Here is an 18,656-nt window from a genome sequence, read left to right on the forward strand (position 1 = left end):
AACCGTTTTCTCACAGGTAGATCCACCATGCTCATTCCCTTGATCCTCAGCGGCGGCAGCGGCACGCGCCTGTGGCCCATCTCGCGCCGAAACATGCCCAAGCAGTTCCTTGAGCTGGCCGGACAAGGCACGCTGTTCCAGCAGACCATTGCACGCACGCGGCAACTCCCCCAAGTGGCCGCACCGATCGTGGTGGCCAGCGAAGACCATCGTTTCCTCGCCGCCGAGCAATTGCTCGAAGCCGGCATCGAAGACGGCACCCTGGTGCTCGAACCGGTAGCCCGCAATACGGCCCCGGCCATTGCACTGGGGGCGCTGGAGGCGATCAAGCGCGACCCCGATGCCTTGCTGCTGGTGCTGCCCGCTGACCACATGATCGGCGATACGCAGGCCTTCGCTACCGCCGTGGAACAAGCCCTGCCGCTGGCCATCGATGGTTGGCTGGCCACCTTCGGCATCCGCCCGGACCGCGCCGAGACCGGTTTCGGCTATATCCGCCGTAGCGAAGCGCTGGGCGCACATGGCTTCCGGGTCGAGCGCTTCGTCGAGAAGCCCGATCTCGCCACCGCCCAGGGCTACCTGGCCGACGGCAAGCATGACTGGAACTCCGGCATGTTCCTGTTCAAGGCCGCGCGCTATCTTGAGGAACTGGAGCAACACGCACCGGCCATGCTCGCGACAGTACGCACCGCGTATGCCTCCGCCCACGCCGACCTCGATTTCGTTCGCGTGGACAAGGAGGCTTTCGCCAAGGTCCCGGACGATTCCATCGACTACGCGGTGATGGAAAAAACCACGCGCGCCGCGGTCATTCCGGTGAGTTGCGCATGGAGCGACATCGGCTCGTGGTCGGCGCTATGGCTAGCCGGGGAGCGCGATGCCGAAGGCAACCTGCGCGAGGGCGACACCTTGGTGGTGGACACGCACAACTCGCTGCTGCGCTCGCATGAGCGCCACCTCATCGCCACCGTGGGCGTCGACAATCTGGTGGTGGTGACCACGCCGGATGCCACTCTTGTGGCACATCGCGATGCCGCCCAGGACGTGAAGAAGATCGTCGAGCAGCTGAAAGCTGCCGGCCGCAGCGAGCACTCGTTCCACCGCGTGGTGCATCGCCCCTGGGGCAGCTACGACTCACTGGAAGCCGGCGAGCGCTTCCAGGTCAAACGTATCGCGGTCAAGCCCGGCGCCAGCCTCAGCCTGCAAAAGCACCACCATCGCGCCGAACACTGGATCGTGGTGTCCGGCACTGCCGAAGTCACCTGCGACGACAAGGTATTCCTGCTCGGCGAGAACCAGAGCACCTACATCCCACTGGGCAGCAAGCACCGCCTGCGCAATCCCGGAAAAGTCTCGCTGGAGCTGATCGAAGTGCAGTCCGGCAGCTATCTGGGCGAAGACGACATCGTGCGCTTCGACGACGTCTACGGCAGGGCGTGAGAGAGCAGGAGTGAGAAGTGAGAAGTGAGAGAGAGCAGTGCACGCGATGCATCCACGCTTTTCTCTCACTTCTCACTCCTCTCCACTCACTTCTTGCCCTTGCGCAACCGGTATTCGTCGCGCGCCACGTAGCCCGCCGCGCCCAGCACCATCAAGGCCAGCAGATACCAGGTAATCAGGTAGCCGAGGTGGTTGTCGGGGAAATGGATCACCGTCATGCCACCTTCCGGCCAGGGCTTGCCGTCCGGGTTTGGATGGGCATCGGCATCCACGAAATACGGTGCCACATCGTGCAGGCCACGGGCCTTGGCGATCGCCGACACGTCGCGGGTGTACCAGGTATCGGTGGTCGGATCGTTGTGGCGAAACAGCCCGGAGGGCACGCTGATCCGCAGCAGGCCGGTAACCGTGACCTCGCCCGTCGGTGGAGGCGGGCAATGCCCCTTGAGGTCGCACCAGCCCTCCGCCGCAAACCCGCGGTTCACCAGCACGATGCTGCCATCGTCGCGACGCAGCGGCGTGAGTATCCAGTAGCCGCTGCCCTTGTCCGTGGCCGTCCATACCCGCGTTTGCCGGTCGTCGAGGTAGGTGCCGGACAAGCGCACGTGGCGATATTCGGCACTGGCCGCGGTGATGCCAGCCCAGTCCGCCGGACCCGGGGCAGGCACCGCCGGCGCATGCACGCGCGCGTTGACATGGGCGATCAGCGCCGTCTTCCAGGCCAGTCGATGCACCTGCCAGGTACCCAACGCCACGAAGCCGACAAACAGCACCAGTCCCAGCAAGGCCAGCAGGCTCAGTGCCAACGGACCTCGTACGTTGCGGCCATTTTCGTTCGGCGAAGTATCTGTGTCTGACATAGCTGTGCATGATCGCACCATGCGTGGCATGGCGGAACCGGCCAAACCCTCGTGAAGATGCCCATGATGTCGCAGTGCGCAGAGACGACCAGGCCCGCTTGATGCGGGCCTGGTCGTTTGACGTCATGCGTGCAGGATGGATTCGCGCATCAATCGTTGGGCAAGCCACCCGAGCGCCGGCTGAACCACAGGGCTGCCAGCGTACCGATGGCACCGGACAGGAGGTAAAGCCCCACGTAAGGCACACCGGCATAACGGGCCAGCGCCAAGGCCACCAGTGGCGCGAAGCCGGCGCCGATCAGCCAACCCAGATCCGAGGTGATCATGGCGCCCGTATAGCGGAATTCCGGTCGGAAATTCGAGCTCACCGCACCGGCTGCCTGTGCGTGCGTGAAGCCGAGCAGGGCATAGCCGATGATGATGAACAAATAGCCGTGCATGGTGCCGTCGGCAAGCAGCAGCGCGGTCCAGCCGCTGTAGACCGCGATCATTGCGCCACCCGCGGCCAGCGTGGTGCGACGGCCGAACCGATTCGCCACCTTGCCGGACAGGATCATGCAGGGCAGCGCCACGAAGGCGCCGACGATCTGCACCACGAGGAAGTCGGGCACCGATTGCTGCGTGAAGAGCAACGCCCACGACAACGCGAAGATGGTCACCAGGTGGAACATCGCATAGCTCGCCAGCGGGGCGAAGGCGCCCAGCGCGATGTTGTCGCCTTGCGAACGAACCAGCTCGCCCATCGGCGAGGGCATCAGGTCACGCTCCTTGAGCTGCTCGACATAGCGTGGCGCCACCACCATGCGCAGCCGGGCGAACAAGGCCACCACGTTGATGGCGAACGCTGCAAAGAACGGATAGCGCCAGCCCCAGTCGATGAACTCCTTGTGGCTCAGGCTCGCGCTTATGTAGGCGAACAGCGCCGCAGCAAGGATGAAGCCGATCGGATCGCTCAACTGCGGCAGCATGGCGTACCAGCCGCGCCGATCCTTGGGCGCCTTGATCGCCATCAACGAAGCCAGGCCGTTCCAACTTCCGCCCAGCGAAAAACCCTGCACGAAACGCAACACTGCCAGCACCGCGATCGCCGCCCACCCCCACGAGCCGTATCCGGGCAGGAACGCCGTACCAGCCGTCGCCATGCCCAGCAGAAACAGCGTGATGGTCAGTTTCGCGGGAAGCCCGATATACCGCTGCACCACCAGAAAGAACATGGAGCCCAAGGGGCGCGCGATGAAAGCCAGCGCGAAAACCGCAAACGAGTAGAAAACCCCGTCGAGTTCACTGGCGAACGGGAAAAACACCGCCGGAAACGCCAGCACGCAGCCAATGCCGAACACGAAGAAATCGAACGATTGGGAAATGCGTCCGACCACCACGCCGACGGCAAGATCTCCTGCCGCGAGTTGCTCCGTGTGGGAGCCACCGCCGTGCGCATGGACCACAGAACCCGGGGCTGATTGGATATTGCTAGTAGACATGACAATTCCGTGGCGACGACGACGGTGATCGTGCAACAAGTGCCAGACAAATCGGTGCGGTATAACGACGCAGCAGCCGATTGTTCCGGACTCCACAAGCTCCCTTTACGGCTACAAATCAGGCACTGATAAACCAGCCGGGTCAAGCAACGCACTTTCGGGGAGTGGTGTTCGTGCGAGTAGTGTAAACCCACCTCGAAGAGTAGTGTATGCACCGGTCCGTTGCTTGGTACACAGGTACCCATGACAGTGAAACATCTCCGCGGTTTACTGTTGCTTCCCCTTGCGCTTCTGCTGGGCGGTTGCCATCTCGTATTGCTCAGCCCCTCCGGTGACGTCGCACGCCAGCAAAGCGATGTCATGATCATCACCACGATTATCATCGCGCTGATTATCGTGCCGGTGCTGATCGCGATCGGGGTTATCGCATGGCGTTACCGGTCAACCAACGAGAAAGTCCGCCACGACCCCGAATGGGACCACTCTCCGCAGCTGGAACTGGTGGTGTGGGCCGCGCCGGTACTGATCATCATCATTGTCGGCGCCATCAGCTGGATCGGCACCCACCAGCTCGATCCCTATCGCTCACTCACCCGGGTGGCTCCCGGAAAACCGGTTGCCGCCGACACCAAGCCGCTGGAAGTGGAAGTCGTTTCGCTGCGCTGGAAATGGCTGTTCTTCTACCCGCAGTACGGCATTGCCACGGTGAATCAGCTGGCCGCGCCGGTGAATGTCCCGATCAAGTTCAAGCTCACGTCGGACACCATGATGGATTCGTTCTTCGTGCCGGCATTGGCGGGCCAGATCTACACGATGCCCGGCATGCAGACGATGCTGCACGCCGTCATCAACAAGCCGGGGCAATACAAGGGTTTCTCGGCCAATTACAGCGGCGCCGGCTTTACCGACATGCGCTTCAGCTTCGATGGCATGAACCCGCAGGATTTCAAGGATTGGGTCGCCAAGGTTCGCGCCCAGGGCACCGACCTCGATCGCTCGGCCTATGACCAACTGCGCCAGCCCGACCGCAATGCGCCCGTGCATTACTACGCCCATTTCGAGTCCGGCCTGTACACCCGCATCCTCAATCGCTGCGTCGATCCCGGCCAGGTGTGCGCAAGCCAGATGATGTCCGCCGATGCCAAGGCCGGCCATGCCATGCAAGGCATGCCTGCCCCGACTGACCATGTCGACGCACCTTCGTCCGGAAATGCCGCAGCACCCGCGCAAGCCGCGAAGACGCACTGATTCTGCTTTCAGAGACTCAAACCATGCCCGAAGCCATGCCTCATCGCGCCGCCATCTGGAATTTCCTGTTTGGCCGGCTGTCGCTCGACTCGCTGCCGTTCCTGCAGCCCGACCTCGAAGGCCGCATCGTTCTTGTCACCCTCATCGTGGTGCTCATCGGCGGACTGGCCATCCTCGGGTTTGTCACCAAGAAGCGCCTGTGGGGCTATCTGTGGCACGAGTGGTTCACCAGCGTGGACCACAAGAAGCTCGGCATCATGTACATGATCCTGGCCACGGTGATGCTGCTGCGCGGCTTCTCCGACGCCATCATGATGCGTGCTCAGCAGGCCGTCGCCTTCGGCCCGCACATGGGTTACCTGCCGCCGGAACATTACGATCAGATCTTTTCGGCGCACGGCTCGATCATGATCTTCTTCGTGGGCATGGCCTACATCACGGGCTTGATGAACTTCGCCATGCCGCTGCAGATCGGCTCGCGCGACGTGGCGTTTCCGTTCCTCAACAACCTGAGCTTCTGGTTCACCTTCTGGGGCTCGATCCTGTTCATGGTGTCGCTGTTCATCGGTGACTTCTCGACCGCCGGCTGGCTGGCCTACCCGCCCATCTCGGAGCTGCAGCAAGGGCCCGGCGTCGATTACTACATCTGGGGCCTGCAGCTGGCCGGCGTCGGCACGCTGCTGACCGGCGTCAATTTCGTGGCCACCATCGTGAAGATGCGCGCGCCCGGCATGTCATTGATGAAGATGCCGGTATTCAGCTGGACCACGCTGTGCACCAGCGGGCTGATCATCGCGACGTTCCCCGTCCTCACCGCCACATTGTTCCTGCTCTCGCTGGACCGCTACCTCGGCACCCACTTCTTCACCAGCGGGTTCGGCGGCAACATCATGATGTACATCAACCTGATCTGGGTGTGGGGCCACCCGGAGGTCTACATCCTGATCCTGCCGCTCTTCGGCGTGTACTCGGAAATCGTGCCCACGTTCTCGGGCAAGCCGCTGTTCGGCTATTCGTCGATGGTCTACGCCACCGTCGCGATCATGATCATGTCCTACCTGGTCTGGCTGCACCACTTCTTCACGATGGGCTCGGGGGCTGACGTCAACTCGTTCTTCTCGTTGACCACCATGATGATTTCCATCCCCACCGGCGTGAAGATATTCAACTGGTTGTTCACCATGTACCGGGGACGCGTGCGCTTTACCGTGCCGATGCTCTGGACGATGGGCTTCCTGTTCACCTTCACCATCGGCGGCATGACCGGCGTGATGCTGTCGGTGGCGCCTGCGGACTTCCTGCTGCACAACAGCCTGTTCCTGATCGCGCACTTCCACAACGTGATCATCGGCGGCACGGTGTTCGGTGTGTTCGCGGCCGTCAACTACTGGTTCCCCAAGGCGTTCGGATTCAAGCTCGACGAGTTCTGGGGCAAGGTCAGCTTCTGGTGCTGGCAGATCGGCTTCTGGGTGGCATTCGGCCCGCTGTACATCCTCGGCCTGATGGGCGTGACCCGTCGCCTGAGCCACTTCGACAACCCGGCCCTGCAACCGTATTTCGTGGTCGCCGCGTTCGGTGCCTTCCTGATCGCGATCGGCATCCTGGCCTTCGTCATCCAGATCGGCATCAGCATCAAGCGGCGCGAGGCATATGCCGTGGGCAACGATCCGTGGAATGGCCGCACCCTGGAATGGGCCACCTCATCACCACCGCCGGACTACAACTTCGCCTTCATTCCGAACGTGCACGAGCGTGATGCCTGGACGGACATGAAGAAGCATGGCTACCAGCGGCCGATGGAAGGCTTCAACACCATCCACATGCCGAAAAACACCGCAGCCGGCGCGATCATCGGCGTGCTGTCCTTCGCCTGCTGCTTCGGCCTGGTCTGGTACATCTGGTGGCTGGCCGTGGTGTCGTTCGTCGGCGTCATCGCCGTGGCCATCGCCCACACTTTCAACTATCACCGCGATTACCACATCCCCGCGGACGAGGTACGAAAGATCGAACACACGAACAGCTGGCAGCCTGATACCGCGGAGGCGCGCGCATGAATACCACCGCCATCGACACCGCGGGCACGGCACCCTCGCGCTTCATCTGTCACGAAGAGCCGCCGGTACATAACGGAACCCTGCTGGGGTTCTGGATCTACCTGATGAGCGACTGCTTCATCTTCGCGTCGCTGTTTGCCTGCAATGCCGTGCTCGGCACCAACTACGCGGGTGGCCCGTCAGCCGCCCAGGTGCTCGACCTGCCCGGCCTGGCCGTGAACACCGCGTTGCTGTTGATTTCGTCGGTGACCTTCGGTTTCGCCATGCTGGAAATGGCACGCCGAAACCAGCGTGCCATGCTTGGCTGGCTGGCCGTATCCGGACTGCTGGCAGCGGCGTTCGTCGGGCTGGAGATCCACGAGTTCGCGGGCATGATCGCCGAGGGCGCCGGCCCCGACCGCAGCGCATTCCTGTCGTCGTTCTTCACCCTGGTCGGCACGCACGGGCTGCATGTGTCCGTGGGCATCCTCTGGCTGATCGTGCTGATGGTCCAGACCGGCAAGTTCGGCCTGACCGAAGCCAACATCCGGCGCCTGCGTTGCCTCAGCATGTTCTGGCACTTCCTGGACCTGGTCTGGGTCGGCGTCTTCAGCTACGTCTATCTGGCAGGAGTGTTGCGATGAACCACCCCTCTGCATCCGGCCACGACACACCGGCGGGCCACGGCGATGATGCCCTGCACGTGCACCAGGGCAGTCTGCGTGGCTATCTGACCGGCTTCGTACTCGCGGCGATTCTGACCGTCATCCCGTTCTGGCTGGTGATGGGCCACGTGCTGAGCAGCCCCTGGCTGACCATCTCCATCGTGCTGCTCTTCGCCATCGCGCAGATCCTGGTGCACATCATCTACTTCCTGCACCTGGACGTACATTCCGAAGACGGCTGGAACATGCTGGCCTTCATCTTCACCATCGTGCTGGTGGTGATCGTGCTGGGCGCATCCATCTGGGTCATGTACAACGAGAACACCAACATGATGCCGATGTCGCCGCAATACCATCACCACACCGAGTGATTTTTGCGGTCATCCCTGATCGCGAAGATCAAACGGGCAGCCAACCCTGGCTGCACCCTTCAACGAAAAGCCGGCAATAGCCGGCTTTTCGTTTCATCACGTACAGGAAGATCTTTCGCGATCTGCCGACTTACTCCACCGTCACCGACTTGGCCAGGTTGCGCGGCTGATCGACGTCGGTGCCACGCAGCACCGCCACGTGGTAGGAGAGCAGCTGCAGCGGCACGGTGAACACGGCCGGGGCGATGAATTCGCCGCCTGCATCCACGCGCAGCACGCTGCCACGGGAAGGGTTGCCGTCCATCGGCGCGGCCTTGTCGGCGAACACGATCAGCTCGCCGCCGCGTGCGCGCACTTCCTGCAGATTGGACTTGAGCTTGTCCAGCAGCGGACCGTTGGGGGCTACTGCCACCACCGGCATGTCCTCGTCCACCAGGGCCAGCGGGCCGTGCTTGAGCTCGCCCGCCGGGTAGGCCTCGGCGTGGATGTAGGAGATTTCCTTGAGCTTGAGCGAGCCTTCCAGCGCCACCGGGAACTGCACCCCGCGGCCGAGGAACAGCGCGTGATGGCGCGGGATGAAGTGCTCGGCCAGCGCCTGGATTTCCGGCTCGAGCTGCAAGGCCTGCTCGATCATGCGCGGCAGGCTTTGCAACTGTTCGCACAGCGCGAGATAGCGCGTCTCATCCAGGCCGCGCTCATGGGCCAGCCGCAACGTCAGCAAGGCCAGTGCTGCAAGCTGGGTGGTGAAGGCCTTGGTCGAGGCTACGCCGATTTCCGGACCGGCGCGTGTCATCAGTTTCAAATCGGCCTCGCGGACCACCGAGGACTCCGGCACGTTGCAGATGGCCAGCGTGCCCAGATAGCCGCGACGACGCGATTCGCGCATCGCCGCCAGCGTGTCGGCAGTTTCGCCGGACTGCGAGATCGCCACGAACAGCGTATCCGCCGGCACCACCGCCTCGCGGTAGCGGTATTCGCTGGCCACTTCCACGGCCACCGGCAGGCGCGCGTATTCCTCGATCCAGTACTTCGCCACCAGCCCGGCGTGATAGCTGGTGCCGCAGGCGATGATGTGCACGCCGCGGACCTTTGCCAGAAGCTTGTCGCCGCCGACGCCGAAGATGTTCGGCAACACACCATGCGGGCCGATGCGCGACTCCAGCGTGTCGGCGACCGCGCGCGGCTGCTCGAAGATTTCCTTCTGCATGTAGTGGCGGTATTCACCGCGTTCCACGGCATCGGCGGACAGTTCGCTCTCGTGCGTTTCGCGCTCGACCGGCCGGCCATCGAGGCCGAAGACCTGCACGCGCTCGCGGGTGATCTCGACGACATCGTCCTCGTCGAGGTAGATCATCTTGTTGGTGACCTGGATCAGCGCTTGCGCATCCGAACCGAGGAAGTTTTCGCCAATGCCCACGCCCACCAGCAGCGGCGCACCACGACGGGCACCAATCACGCAATCGGGTTCGTCACGGCTGATCACGGCGATGGCATAGGCACCTTCCAGTTCACGCACCACGGCCAGCACGGCCTCGCGCAAACCCAGTCCGGTATCGATGCGCGCGTCGATCAGCGCGGCCATCACTTCGGTGTCGGTCTCGGAGGTAAACACATGTCCGCGCGCCTGCAATGCCTCGCGCAGCGGCGCGTAATTCTCGATGATGCCGTTGTGCACGATCGCGACGCGGCCGGCGACGTGCGGATGCGCGTTGGCCTCGTTGGGCATGCCGTGGGTGGCCCAACGGGTATGCGCGATGCCGGTGCCGCCGGGGAACGGATCGGCCTGGTACAACGACTCCATTTCGCGCACCTTGCCCTTGGCGCGAATCCGGCGAACCTGGTTGTCTTCAAGCACGGCCAGGCCGGCCGAGTCGTAGCCGCGGTATTCCAGCTCTTTCAGGCCGGCAATGAGCAAGGGGGCCACATCACGCTGGGCGACGGCAGCAACAATTCCACACATGGACAATCATCCTTAAGGTCGAAGCGAAACGGGTGCCGTCGCTTTCCGGGAAGATAACGACGGACCATTTCAAAGGGCTTTCAGGCCCGCGCATTATGCCTATGCGAGCCGAATCGACACTGACTGCTCAATGCACCTTGCGGCGCAGCCAGTTGAGCAGGTCGATGCGCGTGATCAGGCCGAGGAACTGTTCGCCATCGACCACGATCGCCACATGACCGCGCTCGAACACCGGCAGCAGCGATTCGATCGGCGAGCGCACGTCCAGCATGTGCAGGTCACTGATCATCGCCACCGACACCGGGTCGCGAAAACGCGCCTCGTCGGCATGCACGTGCATCAGCACGTCGGACTCGTCGACGATGCCGACCAGCTTGCTGCCATCCATCACCGGCAATTGCGATACGTCGTACAGCTTCATGCGGGTGTAGGCGGTCATCAGCAATTCGTTGGGACCGACGACCACGGTGTCGCGCTGGGCGAACGGACGCAGCAGCAGGTCGCGCAGATCGCCATGCCGCTCGCGCTCGAGGAAGCCGTTGTCCAGCATCCAGTAGTCGTTGTACATCTTCGACAGGTACTTGTTGCCGGTGTCGCAGACCAGTGTCACCACGCGCTTCGGCGCGGTCTGCTCGCGGCAATAACGCAATGCCGCGGCCAGCAGGGTGCCGGTGGACGAACCACCCAGCACGCCCTCCTTCGCCAGCAGTTCGCGCGCGGCGAGGAAACTGTCCTTGTCGGATACCGCATAGGCTTTCTTCACCCGCGAGAAGTCGCTGATGGTCGGCAGGAAATCCTCGCCGATGCCTTCCACCATCCAGCTCGCCGACTTGGTCGAGAGCGTGCCCTCGTTGATGTACTGGGCCAGGATCGAGCCGACCGGGTCGGCCAGCACGATCTCGGTGGACGGTGAGTGCTCGGCGAAGAACTTCGACAGCCCGGTCATGGTGCCGGACGAGCCGCAACCCACCACCACCGCGTCCACCTTGCCGTCCATCTGCTCGAGGATTTCCGGACCGGTGGTTTCGTAGTGCGCGCGCGGGTTGTCGGGATTGCCGAACTGGTTGATGAAGTACGCCCCGGGCGTTTCGCGGGCAATCCGCTCGGCCATGTCCTGGTAGTACTCCGGATGGCCCTTGGCCACGTCCGAACGGGTCAGCACCACCTCGGCACCCATCGCCTTGAGATTGAAAATCTTCTCGCGGCTCATCTTGTCCGGCACCACCAGGATCAGCCGATAACCCTTGGCCTGCGCCACCAGCGCCAGGCCCAGGCCGGTGTTGCCGGCGGTGCCTTCGACCAGGGTCGCGCCCGGCTGGATCTTCCCGGCTTTCTCCGCGCCCTCGATCATCGACAAGCCGATGCGATCCTTGATCGAACCGCCTGGGTTCGCGCTCTCGAGCTTGAGGAACAGCTCGCACGAGCCAGCCTCCAGGCGCTGCGCGCGCACCATCGGGGTACGGCCGATCAGTTCAAGGACACTTGCATGGACAGTCATGGGGGCTCCGTGGCCAAGGCAATGGAACGCCGTGGCGTTCCGGTATGAACGTTCATGATACCCGAGCCACTGCAGCGACCCGGAACACCTCGTACCGGAACGCTTCAGGCTGAAACGCGGCGGCCCCGGCAACACTTCCTGCTCGGAAGTGCCCCGGGGCCGCATGTCATGCGAAACCGTGCAGGCTCAGTTGATGAGGTGGGCCTTGTCCGTCCACATGCGTTGCAGACGTTCCTTGGCCTGGAGCTTTTCCCGCTTCATGCCCATCAGGGTGGCGTCATCGATGGGGAGTACGCCGATCTCGGCGTCGTGCACCTTGCTGTCGAGTTCCTTGTGATGCTGGTAGAGCCGGCGGAACTCCGCATCGGCCTTCATCAATGCCTCGATATCGTCACGCTGCTGGCTTTCAAACATGATCCGACCTCCTCGCAATGGGACGGCGGGCGCCTGACCGGTGCGCCCTCGAACGGAAGAAAGCACGCGCACACCCGCGTTCCGTGCCGCTTCGGCGGATCACGGAACCATCGATGGAGAAAGGATGGGCGCATGTTTCAGGTCAGTAAGCCGTGCGGCGAAAATGCCCCACGGCAACTTGACCCTACTCCCCGTCCACAGGGGGCGCAAGCACCCCGCGGCAGCCCGCACCAGCACACGATTCGACGTAAAAAACCCGTAAAAACCGCAAGTTGCAACAACGCCCTGGCGAGCTCAGTGACCGCTGTCGGCCGCGTGATGAGCCTTCTTCTTGACGGGCTCCGGGGCCGCCGACCCGCTGTCCTGCTGCATTTGCGAACGCATCGCCCGCGCCGCTTCGGCCGCCAGTGCCGCTTCACGCCGGGCCGCCCGAGCCACCCGGCTCTGCGCCGCCGCCAGCTTGCGTGCATGTTCAGCTTCGGCACGCGCCTGGTCCGCCTGATTCGCGGCTTCCAGACCCTGCTGCTGCAGGCGCGCGGTCTCTTCCTGCGCCATCTGGTACTGCATGCGCTGGAATTCCAGCTCCTTCTGCGCCGCATTCGCATCGATCTGGCTGCGCTGGAGCAGCAGTTGGTCGTGCTCGCGGCTCAACTGAGCCAGGCGGGTGCGGGCATCTTCCAGCTGGGCGGCGGCCTTGGCCTGGTCGACCCGGCGCTCGGCCATGTACAGCGCATGCGGCCGGTCGTGCGAGCTGGCATTGGCCAGCTCCGCAATGGCGTTGCGGGCCAGGGCCTGGTCGGCCTGGGCATACATGCCCAGGGTGGGGTCGCTGGACAGCTGGTTGAGGCTGTTGTTCAGGCGATTGATGTCGATGTCGTCCTTGTGCGCCTGGGCTACGCCAACCAGGCCCAGCGCCAGCAAGGCAACCGCAAGAAGTCTGCTGAACCGCTTCATGGCTGGCCTCCCGTGTTCGTCGATGAGCTGCTGGCAGGATTGCCGGCCGATTGGCCGGCATCAGGCACGGTCTGGAAACCGTTGCCGCCCTGTTGGGTCGGGGACGCCAGCGTCGCGGCGGACGGTGCCGGCATGTCCTGCTGCATCGGTGCCTGGGCCGGCAGCCCGGTCGAAGCCGGATTGGCAGGCGCAGCCGTGGAGGATGCCGACGCCGGCTGGCCATCCGGCCCCACTTGCGTGGCGGCCTGTTGCTGCGCCAATTGTGCCCGCTGCTGCGCCTCGTGCTGGGCGTTCTCGGCCTTGGCTTGTTCGTTCTGCGCGCGCTGGCGGGTGTTCGCCTGCAGCTTCAGCTGGATTTGCGCCCGTGCGGCGCCCAGCATGGCCTTGGTCCGCGCCAGCGAGGAATCGGCGCTGGACTCGGCCGCCAGATCCGCCGCCGGACCGAACTTGCGGTTGGACATGGCCGTCTGTGCCTGCTGGAACTTGTCCTGCGCGAAGCCCAGGTCGACCGGATCGTAATCCGCCGCACCGGCCTGTCGCGCAGCCTGCAGCCCGGCTTGCGCCTGGTTCATGGCCGCATCCGGCGGCGGTACGCTGGCGCAGCCGCCAAGCACGAGCAGCGCCGCCAGCAACGGCAGCGCACCTGCCACCTGAACGGTCCGGCACCAGCCGAACCCGGGCAACAGGGAAAATCTGTGGGCCATCACGCAGTCCTCATGGCATGTCAACGCATATTGTGAGCAGGCATAATCGCTTATTGCAATGCAAACGAAACAGGGGCTCACACGGTGGACATCGGTTACTTCCTCAAGTTGATGGTAGACAAGGGCGCTTCGGACATGTTCCTGTCCACCGGCGCGCCCGTGAACATCAAGGTCGAGGGCAAGCTTTATCCGCTGGGCAACACCGGCCTGCCCAGCGGCATGGTGAAGAAAATCGCCTACTCGCTGATGGACGAGGGCCAGGTACCGCAGTTCGAACGCGACCTGGAGCTGAACATGGCGCTGGCGGTGAAGGAAGCCGGCCGCTTCCGCATCAACGTGTTCAAGCAGCGCGGCGAAGTGGGCATGGTGATCCGCGCGATCAAGAGCGAGATCCCCAGTATCGACCAATTGCAGCTTCCCGGCATCTTCCGTGACCTGATCATGGAGCCGCGCGGGCTGATCCTGGTGGTGGGCGCCACCGGTTCGGGCAAGTCGACCACGCTGGCGGCGATGCTCGACCAGCGCAACTCCAACCGCTCCGGCCACATCCTCACCATCGAGGACCCGATCGAATACCTGCACCGGCACAAGAAGTCCATCGTCAACCAGCGCGAAGTGGGACTGGACACGCACAGCTATCACGAGGCGCTGAAGAACGCGATGCGCGAGGCGCCGGACGTGATCATGATCGGCGAGATCCGCGACACCGACACCATGGAAGCGGCCATCTCGTTCTCCGAAACCGGCCACCTGTGCCTGGCCACGCTGCATTCGAACAATGCCGACCAGACGCTGGAACGCATCCTCAACTTCTTCCCCGAATCGGCGCACAAGAACGTGCTGATGAACCTGGCACTGAACCTGCGCGCGGTGATCAGCCAGCGCCTGGTGATCGGCAAGGACGGCCGCCGCATCCCCGCCACCGAGGTGCTGCTGAACACCCCGCTGATCCGCGACATGATTCGCCGTGGCCAGATCCACGAAGTGAAAGAGGCCATGGACCGCAGCCTGCAGGACGGCATGCAGACCTTCGACCAGTCGCTGTACCGGCTCTACAAGAGCGGCCGCATCGAGCTGGAAGAAGCGCTGTCGAAGGCCGACTCGCGGGACGGCCTGGCACTCAAGGTGCGCCTGGCCGAGGGTGGCAGCGATGCCGGCGCCTCTGCCGAGCTGACCAACGACCCCTACGGCATGGGGTTCTGAAGGAGCGTAGGAGCGCACCCTGTGCGCGATGCTTTTGACATGGACCGCCGGCGCCTCCGCAAAAATGCGGTAAAGCTTATCGCGCACAGAGTGCGCTCCTACATTCAGCTCTCCGGTGCATCCGGCTGCGCTTCCGGCGCGGCAGCCTTGAACGCGTCCAGCTCGCCACAAGCCGCGTGGATGCGCTGGATCGTGGGGTAATCCTGCAGCGGCACGCCCCAACGCAGGGCGTTGTAGCACTGCGGGATCAGGCAGGCGTCGGCCAGGCCCGGGGTGTCGCCGTGGCAGTACCGACCAGTGGCGGAATCGCGCGCCAGCATCGTTTCCAGCGCGTGGAAACCGGTGGCGATCCAGTGCCGCGACCAGGCGACCTTTTCGCCTTCCGGCGCCTCGAACTGCGTGACCAACCGCTGCAGCACGCGCAAATTGCCGATCGGGTGGATATCGCAGGCCACGATCTGCGCCAGTTCACGCACGCGCGCCCGTCCGGCGGCATCGGATGGCAGCAGCGGCGGTTCGGGGCGGGTTTCATCCAGGTATTCCATGATCGCCAGCGACTGGGTCAAGGTCCGTTCGCCATCGCGCAGGCTGGGCACCAGCTCCAGCGGGTTCAACGCCGCGTACGCCGGCGCATGTTGCTCGCCACCGCCGCGCACCAGGTGCACCGGGCGATTCTCGAAGGCCAGCCCCTTCAGATTCAGGGCGATGCGGACGCGATAGGCGGCGGTGGAACGCCAGTAGCCGTACAGCACGAGATCGGAGGCCATGTGCCCTTCCTGTGACGGGAAAGCGCCCAGTGTAATTTGCATAGCCATGGGACGGGCACGACAATGCGCGGTTCCTGCCGCATGGCAGCCCATCTGTAATCCACGGGAGTTCCCACGTGACCGTCCTACGCATGAGCGACATCGACCTCAACGGCAAGCGCGTATTGATCCGCGAAGACTTGAACGTGCCGTTCGACGATCACGGCCAGATCACCTCCACCCAGCGCCTTGATGCCGCCCTGCCCACCATCGCCGCCGCGCGCGACGCCGGTGCAAAGGTGATGGTGCTGTCGCACCTGGGCCGCCCGAAGGAAGGCCAGTTCGACGAAGCCGCCTCGCTGGCGCCGGTCGCCGCCTGGCTGGGCGACAAGCTCGGCAAGCCTGTACGGCTGGTGCGCGACTATCTCAGCGGTGTCGAGCTTGCCGACGGCGAGGTGGTGGTGCTGGAAAACTGCCGCATGAACCTGGGCGAAGGCAAGGACGACGAGGCCCTGGCGAAGAAATATGCCGCGCTGTGCGACATCTTCGTGATGGATGCCTTCGGTACCGCGCACCGTGCGCAGGCCTCCACCCATGGCGCGATCCGCTTCGCCCCCATCGCCGTGGCCGGCCCGCTGCTGTGCGCCGAACTGGACGCGCTGGGCAGCGCGCTGGAACATCCCGCACACCCGCTGCTGGCGATCGTCGCCGGCTCCAAGGTCTCGACCAAGCTGACCCTGCTCGACAACCTGATCGGCAAGGTCGACCAGTTGATCGTGGGCGGTGGCATCGCCAACACCTTCATCGCCGCGATGGGCTATTCGGTCGGCAATTCGCTGGTCGAGATGGACCTGCTCGATGCCGCGAAGAAAGTCATGGCCGACGCCAAGCGCCGCGGCGCCGAAGTGCCGATGCCGGTGGACGTGGTGGTGGCGCCGGCGTTTTCCGCCAATGCACCGGCCACGGTGAAGCCGGTGGACGCGGTGCAGGATGACGAGATGATCCTCGACATCGGCCCGCAGACCGCCGCGCTTTACGCCGAGCTGATCGCCAAGGCCGGCACCGTGGTGTGGAACGGTCCGGTCGGCGTGTTCGAGTTCGACGCGTTCGGCAAGGGCACCGAAACGCTGGCCCACGCCATTGCCGATTCCAGTGCGTTCTCCATCGCCGGTGGCGGCGACACCCTGGCCGCGGTGGACAAGTACGGCATCGAAAAACAGGTGTCCTACATCTCCACCGGCGGCGGCGCCTTCCTCGAATTCCTCGAAGGCAAGGAACTGCCTGCGGTCGCCGCACTCAAGGCCCGGGCCGCGAAGTAATGCTCTGCCTGTTCGACCTCGACGGCACCCTGATCGACTCCGAGCCGGGCATCACCGCCTGCATCCGGCATGCCCTGGCCAAACTGGGCGTGCCGGCACCTGCCGACCTGCGCCCGTGGATCGGCCCGCCGCTGCGCCACAGCTTCGCACCGCTGCTCGACCGGGATGCGCTGCGCATAGAAACCGCCGTGGATTACTACCACGAACGCTTTTCGGCGCAGGGCTGGCGCGAACACGCGATCTATCCCGGCATTGCCGAGGCCATCTCCGCGCTGCGCGGTGCCGGCCATCAGCTCGCCATCGTCACCAGCAAGCCGATGGAACATGCCGCGCCGATCATCGAATCGCTGCCGTTCGGCGATGCCTTCGAAAAGCTGTACGGGCCCGACCCGAGCAGCGCGCACAGCGAAAAGGCCAGCATGATCGCCGCCGCGCTCGCCGATTTCGGCGCGGCGCCGCAAGACACCGTGATGATCGGCGACCGCCGTTTCGACATCGAGGGGGCGGTGGCCAATGAAGTTTCCGGCATCGGCGTCCTGTGGGGCTTCGGCAGCCGCGAGGAGCTGCAGCAGGCCGGCGCACAGGCGCTAGCTGCCCATCCGCACGAACTGGCCACTCTGCTCCGCCCCGCCTGACGCGCCACCCCGCGTCGCCCGTCCCGAGCCTCCTCCCGGTGCATGCAGCAGCGGCCTGTAGGAGCCCGCTCGCAGGCGATGCTTTCGGCTTTTCGGATGCCACGCCAAGAGCATCCCCCGCGAGCGGGCTCCTGCGAGCCGCCTGCAGGCGGCCCCGATCGCAATCCTTGCAGGAGGATCCTGGGCGAACTCCCGCGCACGTCCACCCGGCACGACGCCGGGCCGGGATACGTCCTTGATGCAGCAGATCAGCGGCTTCGAACAGATGACGCTTCCCAAGTGACCTGCTATAAGGTAATTATGTAGTACAAATAATAAGGGCGGGCCGGGGCTTTGGCTTCCCCACCCTTCGACAGGCAACAAGGCGGCCCGGAATCGTGGCACGCCCGGCACCTTCCAAGGAGAGCAACAATGGTGAAACCCATGGCCGTGCGCAGCCTGCACAATCAGGTGATCCACGAGCTGGGTCGCTTGATCGTCAGCGGCGAACTGGCACCCGGCGAGGGCCTGCCACGCGAGGAATTGCTGGCCGAGCGCATGAACGTGAGTCGCACCGCGCTGCGCGAGGCGATGAAGGTGCTGTCGGCGAAGGGGCTGATCGAGTCGCGCCAGAAAACCGGCACCCGCGTGCGTGACACCATCTACTGGAACCAGCTCGATGCCGACGTGCTGGCTTGGCGCTGCGCCTCGATGCCTACCGAGGATTTCGTCGAGAAACTGGTGGAAATGCGCGAGATCATCGAGCCGGCCGCCGCCGCCGCCGCCGCACGCCGCCGCACCGCCGAACAACTGGAGACCCTTGCCACTGCCTACGAGGCGATGGCCGCTTCGGCCAACCTGGATGCATGGACCGAGGCGGATCTGGCCTTCCACGAAGCCATGCTGCACGCCACCAACAATGAGCTGATGGTCTCGCTGTTCTCGGTGGTCGAAACCGCGCTGGGCACCTACTTCGTGCTGTCGGCGCGCACCGCCAGCAACTTCAAGTACTCGCTGCCGCACCACAAGAAGGTGCTCGATGCGATCCGCCGGCGCCAGCCGGAAGTGGCGCGTCAGGCCATGGTCAAGATGGTGAGCGATTCGCGCAGCAACATTCGCCGCCATTCGAAGAAGGCTTGAGAAGAA

Annotated in this window: 17 protein-coding genes; 9 read left to right on the forward strand and 8 right to left on the reverse strand. The window is 64.0% G+C overall.

What is annotated here, in order from left to right:
• The first annotated feature begins 27 nt into the window (after positions 1 to 27).
• Entirely contained in the window at positions 28 to 1,440 is a 1,413-nt protein-coding gene (locus AB7849_RS16900) for a mannose-1-phosphate guanylyltransferase/mannose-6-phosphate isomerase (protein ID WP_369501425.1), read from the forward strand.
• Between the two features lie 86 nt (positions 1,441 to 1,526).
• Here AB7849_RS16900 and AB7849_RS16905 read toward each other — a convergent pair whose 3' ends face one another.
• The gene (locus AB7849_RS16905; RefSeq protein ID WP_008216362.1) at positions 1,527 to 2,246 is read right to left on the reverse strand and encodes an SURF1 family protein; all 720 of its coding nucleotides are present in this window, start codon (positions 2,244 to 2,246) and stop codon (positions 1,527 to 1,529) included.
• A gap of 203 nt (positions 2,247 to 2,449) precedes the next feature.
• Positions 2,450 to 3,781 (reverse strand): MFS transporter, encoded by a 1,332-nt coding sequence (locus AB7849_RS16910; protein WP_037102334.1) that lies wholly within the window; start codon positions 3,779 to 3,781, stop codon positions 2,450 to 2,452.
• Between the two features lie 243 nt (positions 3,782 to 4,024).
• On the opposite strand from AB7849_RS16910, the gene cyoA reads away from it, so the two are divergent.
• The 4 genes from cyoA (at position 4,025) to cyoD (ending at position 8,098) form a co-directional block, all read left to right on the forward strand.
• Positions 4,025 to 5,029 carry a ubiquinol oxidase subunit II gene (cyoA, locus tag AB7849_RS16915; RefSeq protein ID WP_081491865.1) on the forward strand — a complete coding sequence of 335 codons (1,005 nt, stop codon included), beginning with the start codon at positions 4,025 to 4,027 and terminating at the stop codon, positions 5,027 to 5,029.
• A gap of 65 nt (positions 5,030 to 5,094) precedes the next feature.
• Entirely contained in the window at positions 5,095 to 7,083 is a 1,989-nt protein-coding gene (gene cyoB, locus AB7849_RS16920; protein WP_216364803.1) for a cytochrome o ubiquinol oxidase subunit I, read from the forward strand.
• Entirely contained in the window at positions 7,080 to 7,706 is a 627-nt protein-coding gene (gene cyoC / locus AB7849_RS16925; protein ID WP_008216353.1) for a cytochrome o ubiquinol oxidase subunit III, read from the forward strand. Before cyoB ends, cyoC begins: the two co-directional genes overlap by 4 nt.
• On the forward strand, positions 7,703 to 8,098 hold the full coding sequence (cyoD, locus tag AB7849_RS16930) for a cytochrome o ubiquinol oxidase subunit IV (RefSeq protein WP_008216350.1): 396 nt from the start codon (positions 7,703 to 7,705) through the stop codon (positions 8,096 to 8,098). Before cyoC ends, cyoD begins: the two co-directional genes overlap by 4 nt.
• Before the next feature lie 130 nt (positions 8,099 to 8,228).
• Here cyoD and glmS read toward each other — a convergent pair whose 3' ends face one another.
• From glmS to AB7849_RS16955, 5 genes are all read right to left on the reverse strand, one after another.
• Complete coding sequence (glmS, locus tag AB7849_RS16935; RefSeq protein WP_008216348.1) at positions 8,229 to 10,058, reverse strand: glutamine--fructose-6-phosphate transaminase (isomerizing); 1,830 nt, start codon at positions 10,056 to 10,058, stop codon at positions 8,229 to 8,231.
• Positions 10,059 to 10,185: 127 nt separating this feature from the next.
• Complete coding sequence (locus AB7849_RS16940) at positions 10,186 to 11,556, reverse strand: pyridoxal-phosphate dependent enzyme (protein WP_008216347.1); 1,371 nt, start codon at positions 11,554 to 11,556, stop codon at positions 10,186 to 10,188.
• 186 nt (positions 11,557 to 11,742) lie between these two features.
• The gene (locus AB7849_RS16945; RefSeq protein ID WP_008216344.1) at positions 11,743 to 11,970 is read right to left on the reverse strand and encodes a YdcH family protein; all 228 of its coding nucleotides are present in this window, start codon (positions 11,968 to 11,970) and stop codon (positions 11,743 to 11,745) included.
• Positions 11,971 to 12,264: 294 nt separating this feature from the next.
• On the reverse strand, positions 12,265 to 12,924 hold the full coding sequence (locus AB7849_RS16950; protein WP_092703703.1) for a hypothetical protein: 660 nt from the start codon (positions 12,922 to 12,924) through the stop codon (positions 12,265 to 12,267).
• Positions 12,921 to 13,628 carry a DUF4398 domain-containing protein gene (locus AB7849_RS16955; RefSeq protein WP_081491814.1) on the reverse strand — a complete coding sequence of 236 codons (708 nt, stop codon included), beginning with the start codon at positions 13,626 to 13,628 and terminating at the stop codon, positions 12,921 to 12,923. Before AB7849_RS16955 ends, AB7849_RS16950 begins: the two co-directional genes overlap by 4 nt.
• Before the next feature lie 84 nt (positions 13,629 to 13,712).
• Here AB7849_RS16955 and AB7849_RS16960 point away from each other — a divergent pair, with 84 nt between their 5' ends.
• Positions 13,713 to 14,831, forward strand: coding sequence for a PilT/PilU family type 4a pilus ATPase (locus AB7849_RS16960; RefSeq protein ID WP_008214065.1), 1,119 nt, complete (start codon positions 13,713 to 13,715; stop codon positions 14,829 to 14,831).
• A gap of 104 nt (positions 14,832 to 14,935) precedes the next feature.
• Here AB7849_RS16960 and maiA read toward each other — a convergent pair whose 3' ends face one another.
• The gene (maiA, locus tag AB7849_RS16965) at positions 14,936 to 15,598 is read right to left on the reverse strand and encodes a maleylacetoacetate isomerase (RefSeq protein WP_008214064.1); all 663 of its coding nucleotides are present in this window, start codon (positions 15,596 to 15,598) and stop codon (positions 14,936 to 14,938) included.
• 116 nt (positions 15,599 to 15,714) lie between these two features.
• Between maiA and AB7849_RS16970 the strand changes: the two genes are divergently transcribed.
• From AB7849_RS16970 to AB7849_RS16980, 3 genes are all read left to right on the forward strand, one after another.
• A complete protein-coding gene (locus AB7849_RS16970; RefSeq protein WP_008214063.1) occupies positions 15,715 to 16,896 on the forward strand; it encodes a phosphoglycerate kinase in 1,182 nt (393 codons plus the stop codon).
• Complete coding sequence (locus tag AB7849_RS16975) at positions 16,896 to 17,531, forward strand: HAD hydrolase-like protein (RefSeq protein WP_008214062.1); 636 nt, start codon at positions 16,896 to 16,898, stop codon at positions 17,529 to 17,531. The genes AB7849_RS16970 and AB7849_RS16975 overlap by 1 nt, the downstream gene beginning before the upstream one ends.
• 411 nt (positions 17,532 to 17,942) lie before the next feature.
• Positions 17,943 to 18,650, forward strand: coding sequence for a FadR/GntR family transcriptional regulator (locus AB7849_RS16980; protein WP_008214061.1), 708 nt, complete (start codon positions 17,943 to 17,945; stop codon positions 18,648 to 18,650).
• Positions 18,651 to 18,656: the final 6 nt, after the last annotated feature.

This window comes from Rhodanobacter sp. FW021-MT20, from assembly GCF_041107475.1.
GTDB lineage: Bacteria > Pseudomonadota > Gammaproteobacteria > Xanthomonadales > Rhodanobacteraceae > Rhodanobacter_A > Rhodanobacter_A glycinis.

Coding starts and splice junctions, on each gene's coding strand:
- cyoD (WP_008216350.1), top strand. CDS start 7,703: ATGAACCACCCCTCTGCATCCGGCCACGACACACCGGCGGGCCACGGC.
- AB7849_RS16910 (WP_037102334.1), bottom strand. CDS start 3,781: ATGTCTACTAGCAATATCCAATCAGCCCCGGGTTCTGTGGTCCATGCG.
- AB7849_RS16900 (WP_369501425.1), top strand. CDS start 28: ATGCTCATTCCCTTGATCCTCAGCGGCGGCAGCGGCACGCGCCTGTGG.
- AB7849_RS16945 (WP_008216344.1), bottom strand. CDS start 11,970: ATGTTTGAAAGCCAGCAGCGTGACGATATCGAGGCATTGATGAAGGCC.
- cyoA (WP_081491865.1), top strand. CDS start 4,025: ATGACAGTGAAACATCTCCGCGGTTTACTGTTGCTTCCCCTTGCGCTT.
- cyoC (WP_008216353.1), top strand. CDS start 7,080: ATGAATACCACCGCCATCGACACCGCGGGCACGGCACCCTCGCGCTTC.
- AB7849_RS16980 (WP_008214061.1), top strand. CDS start 17,943: ATGGTGAAACCCATGGCCGTGCGCAGCCTGCACAATCAGGTGATCCAC.
- AB7849_RS16975 (WP_008214062.1), top strand. CDS start 16,896: ATGCTCTGCCTGTTCGACCTCGACGGCACCCTGATCGACTCCGAGCCG.
- AB7849_RS16940 (WP_008216347.1), bottom strand. CDS start 11,556: ATGACTGTCCATGCAAGTGTCCTTGAACTGATCGGCCGTACCCCGATG.
- AB7849_RS16950 (WP_092703703.1), bottom strand. CDS start 12,924: ATGAAGCGGTTCAGCAGACTTCTTGCGGTTGCCTTGCTGGCGCTGGGC.
- glmS (WP_008216348.1), bottom strand. CDS start 10,058: ATGTGTGGAATTGTTGCTGCCGTCGCCCAGCGTGATGTGGCCCCCTTG.
- maiA (WP_008214064.1), bottom strand. CDS start 15,598: ATGGCCTCCGATCTCGTGCTGTACGGCTACTGGCGTTCCACCGCCGCC.
- AB7849_RS16955 (WP_081491814.1), bottom strand. CDS start 13,628: ATGGCCCACAGATTTTCCCTGTTGCCCGGGTTCGGCTGGTGCCGGACC.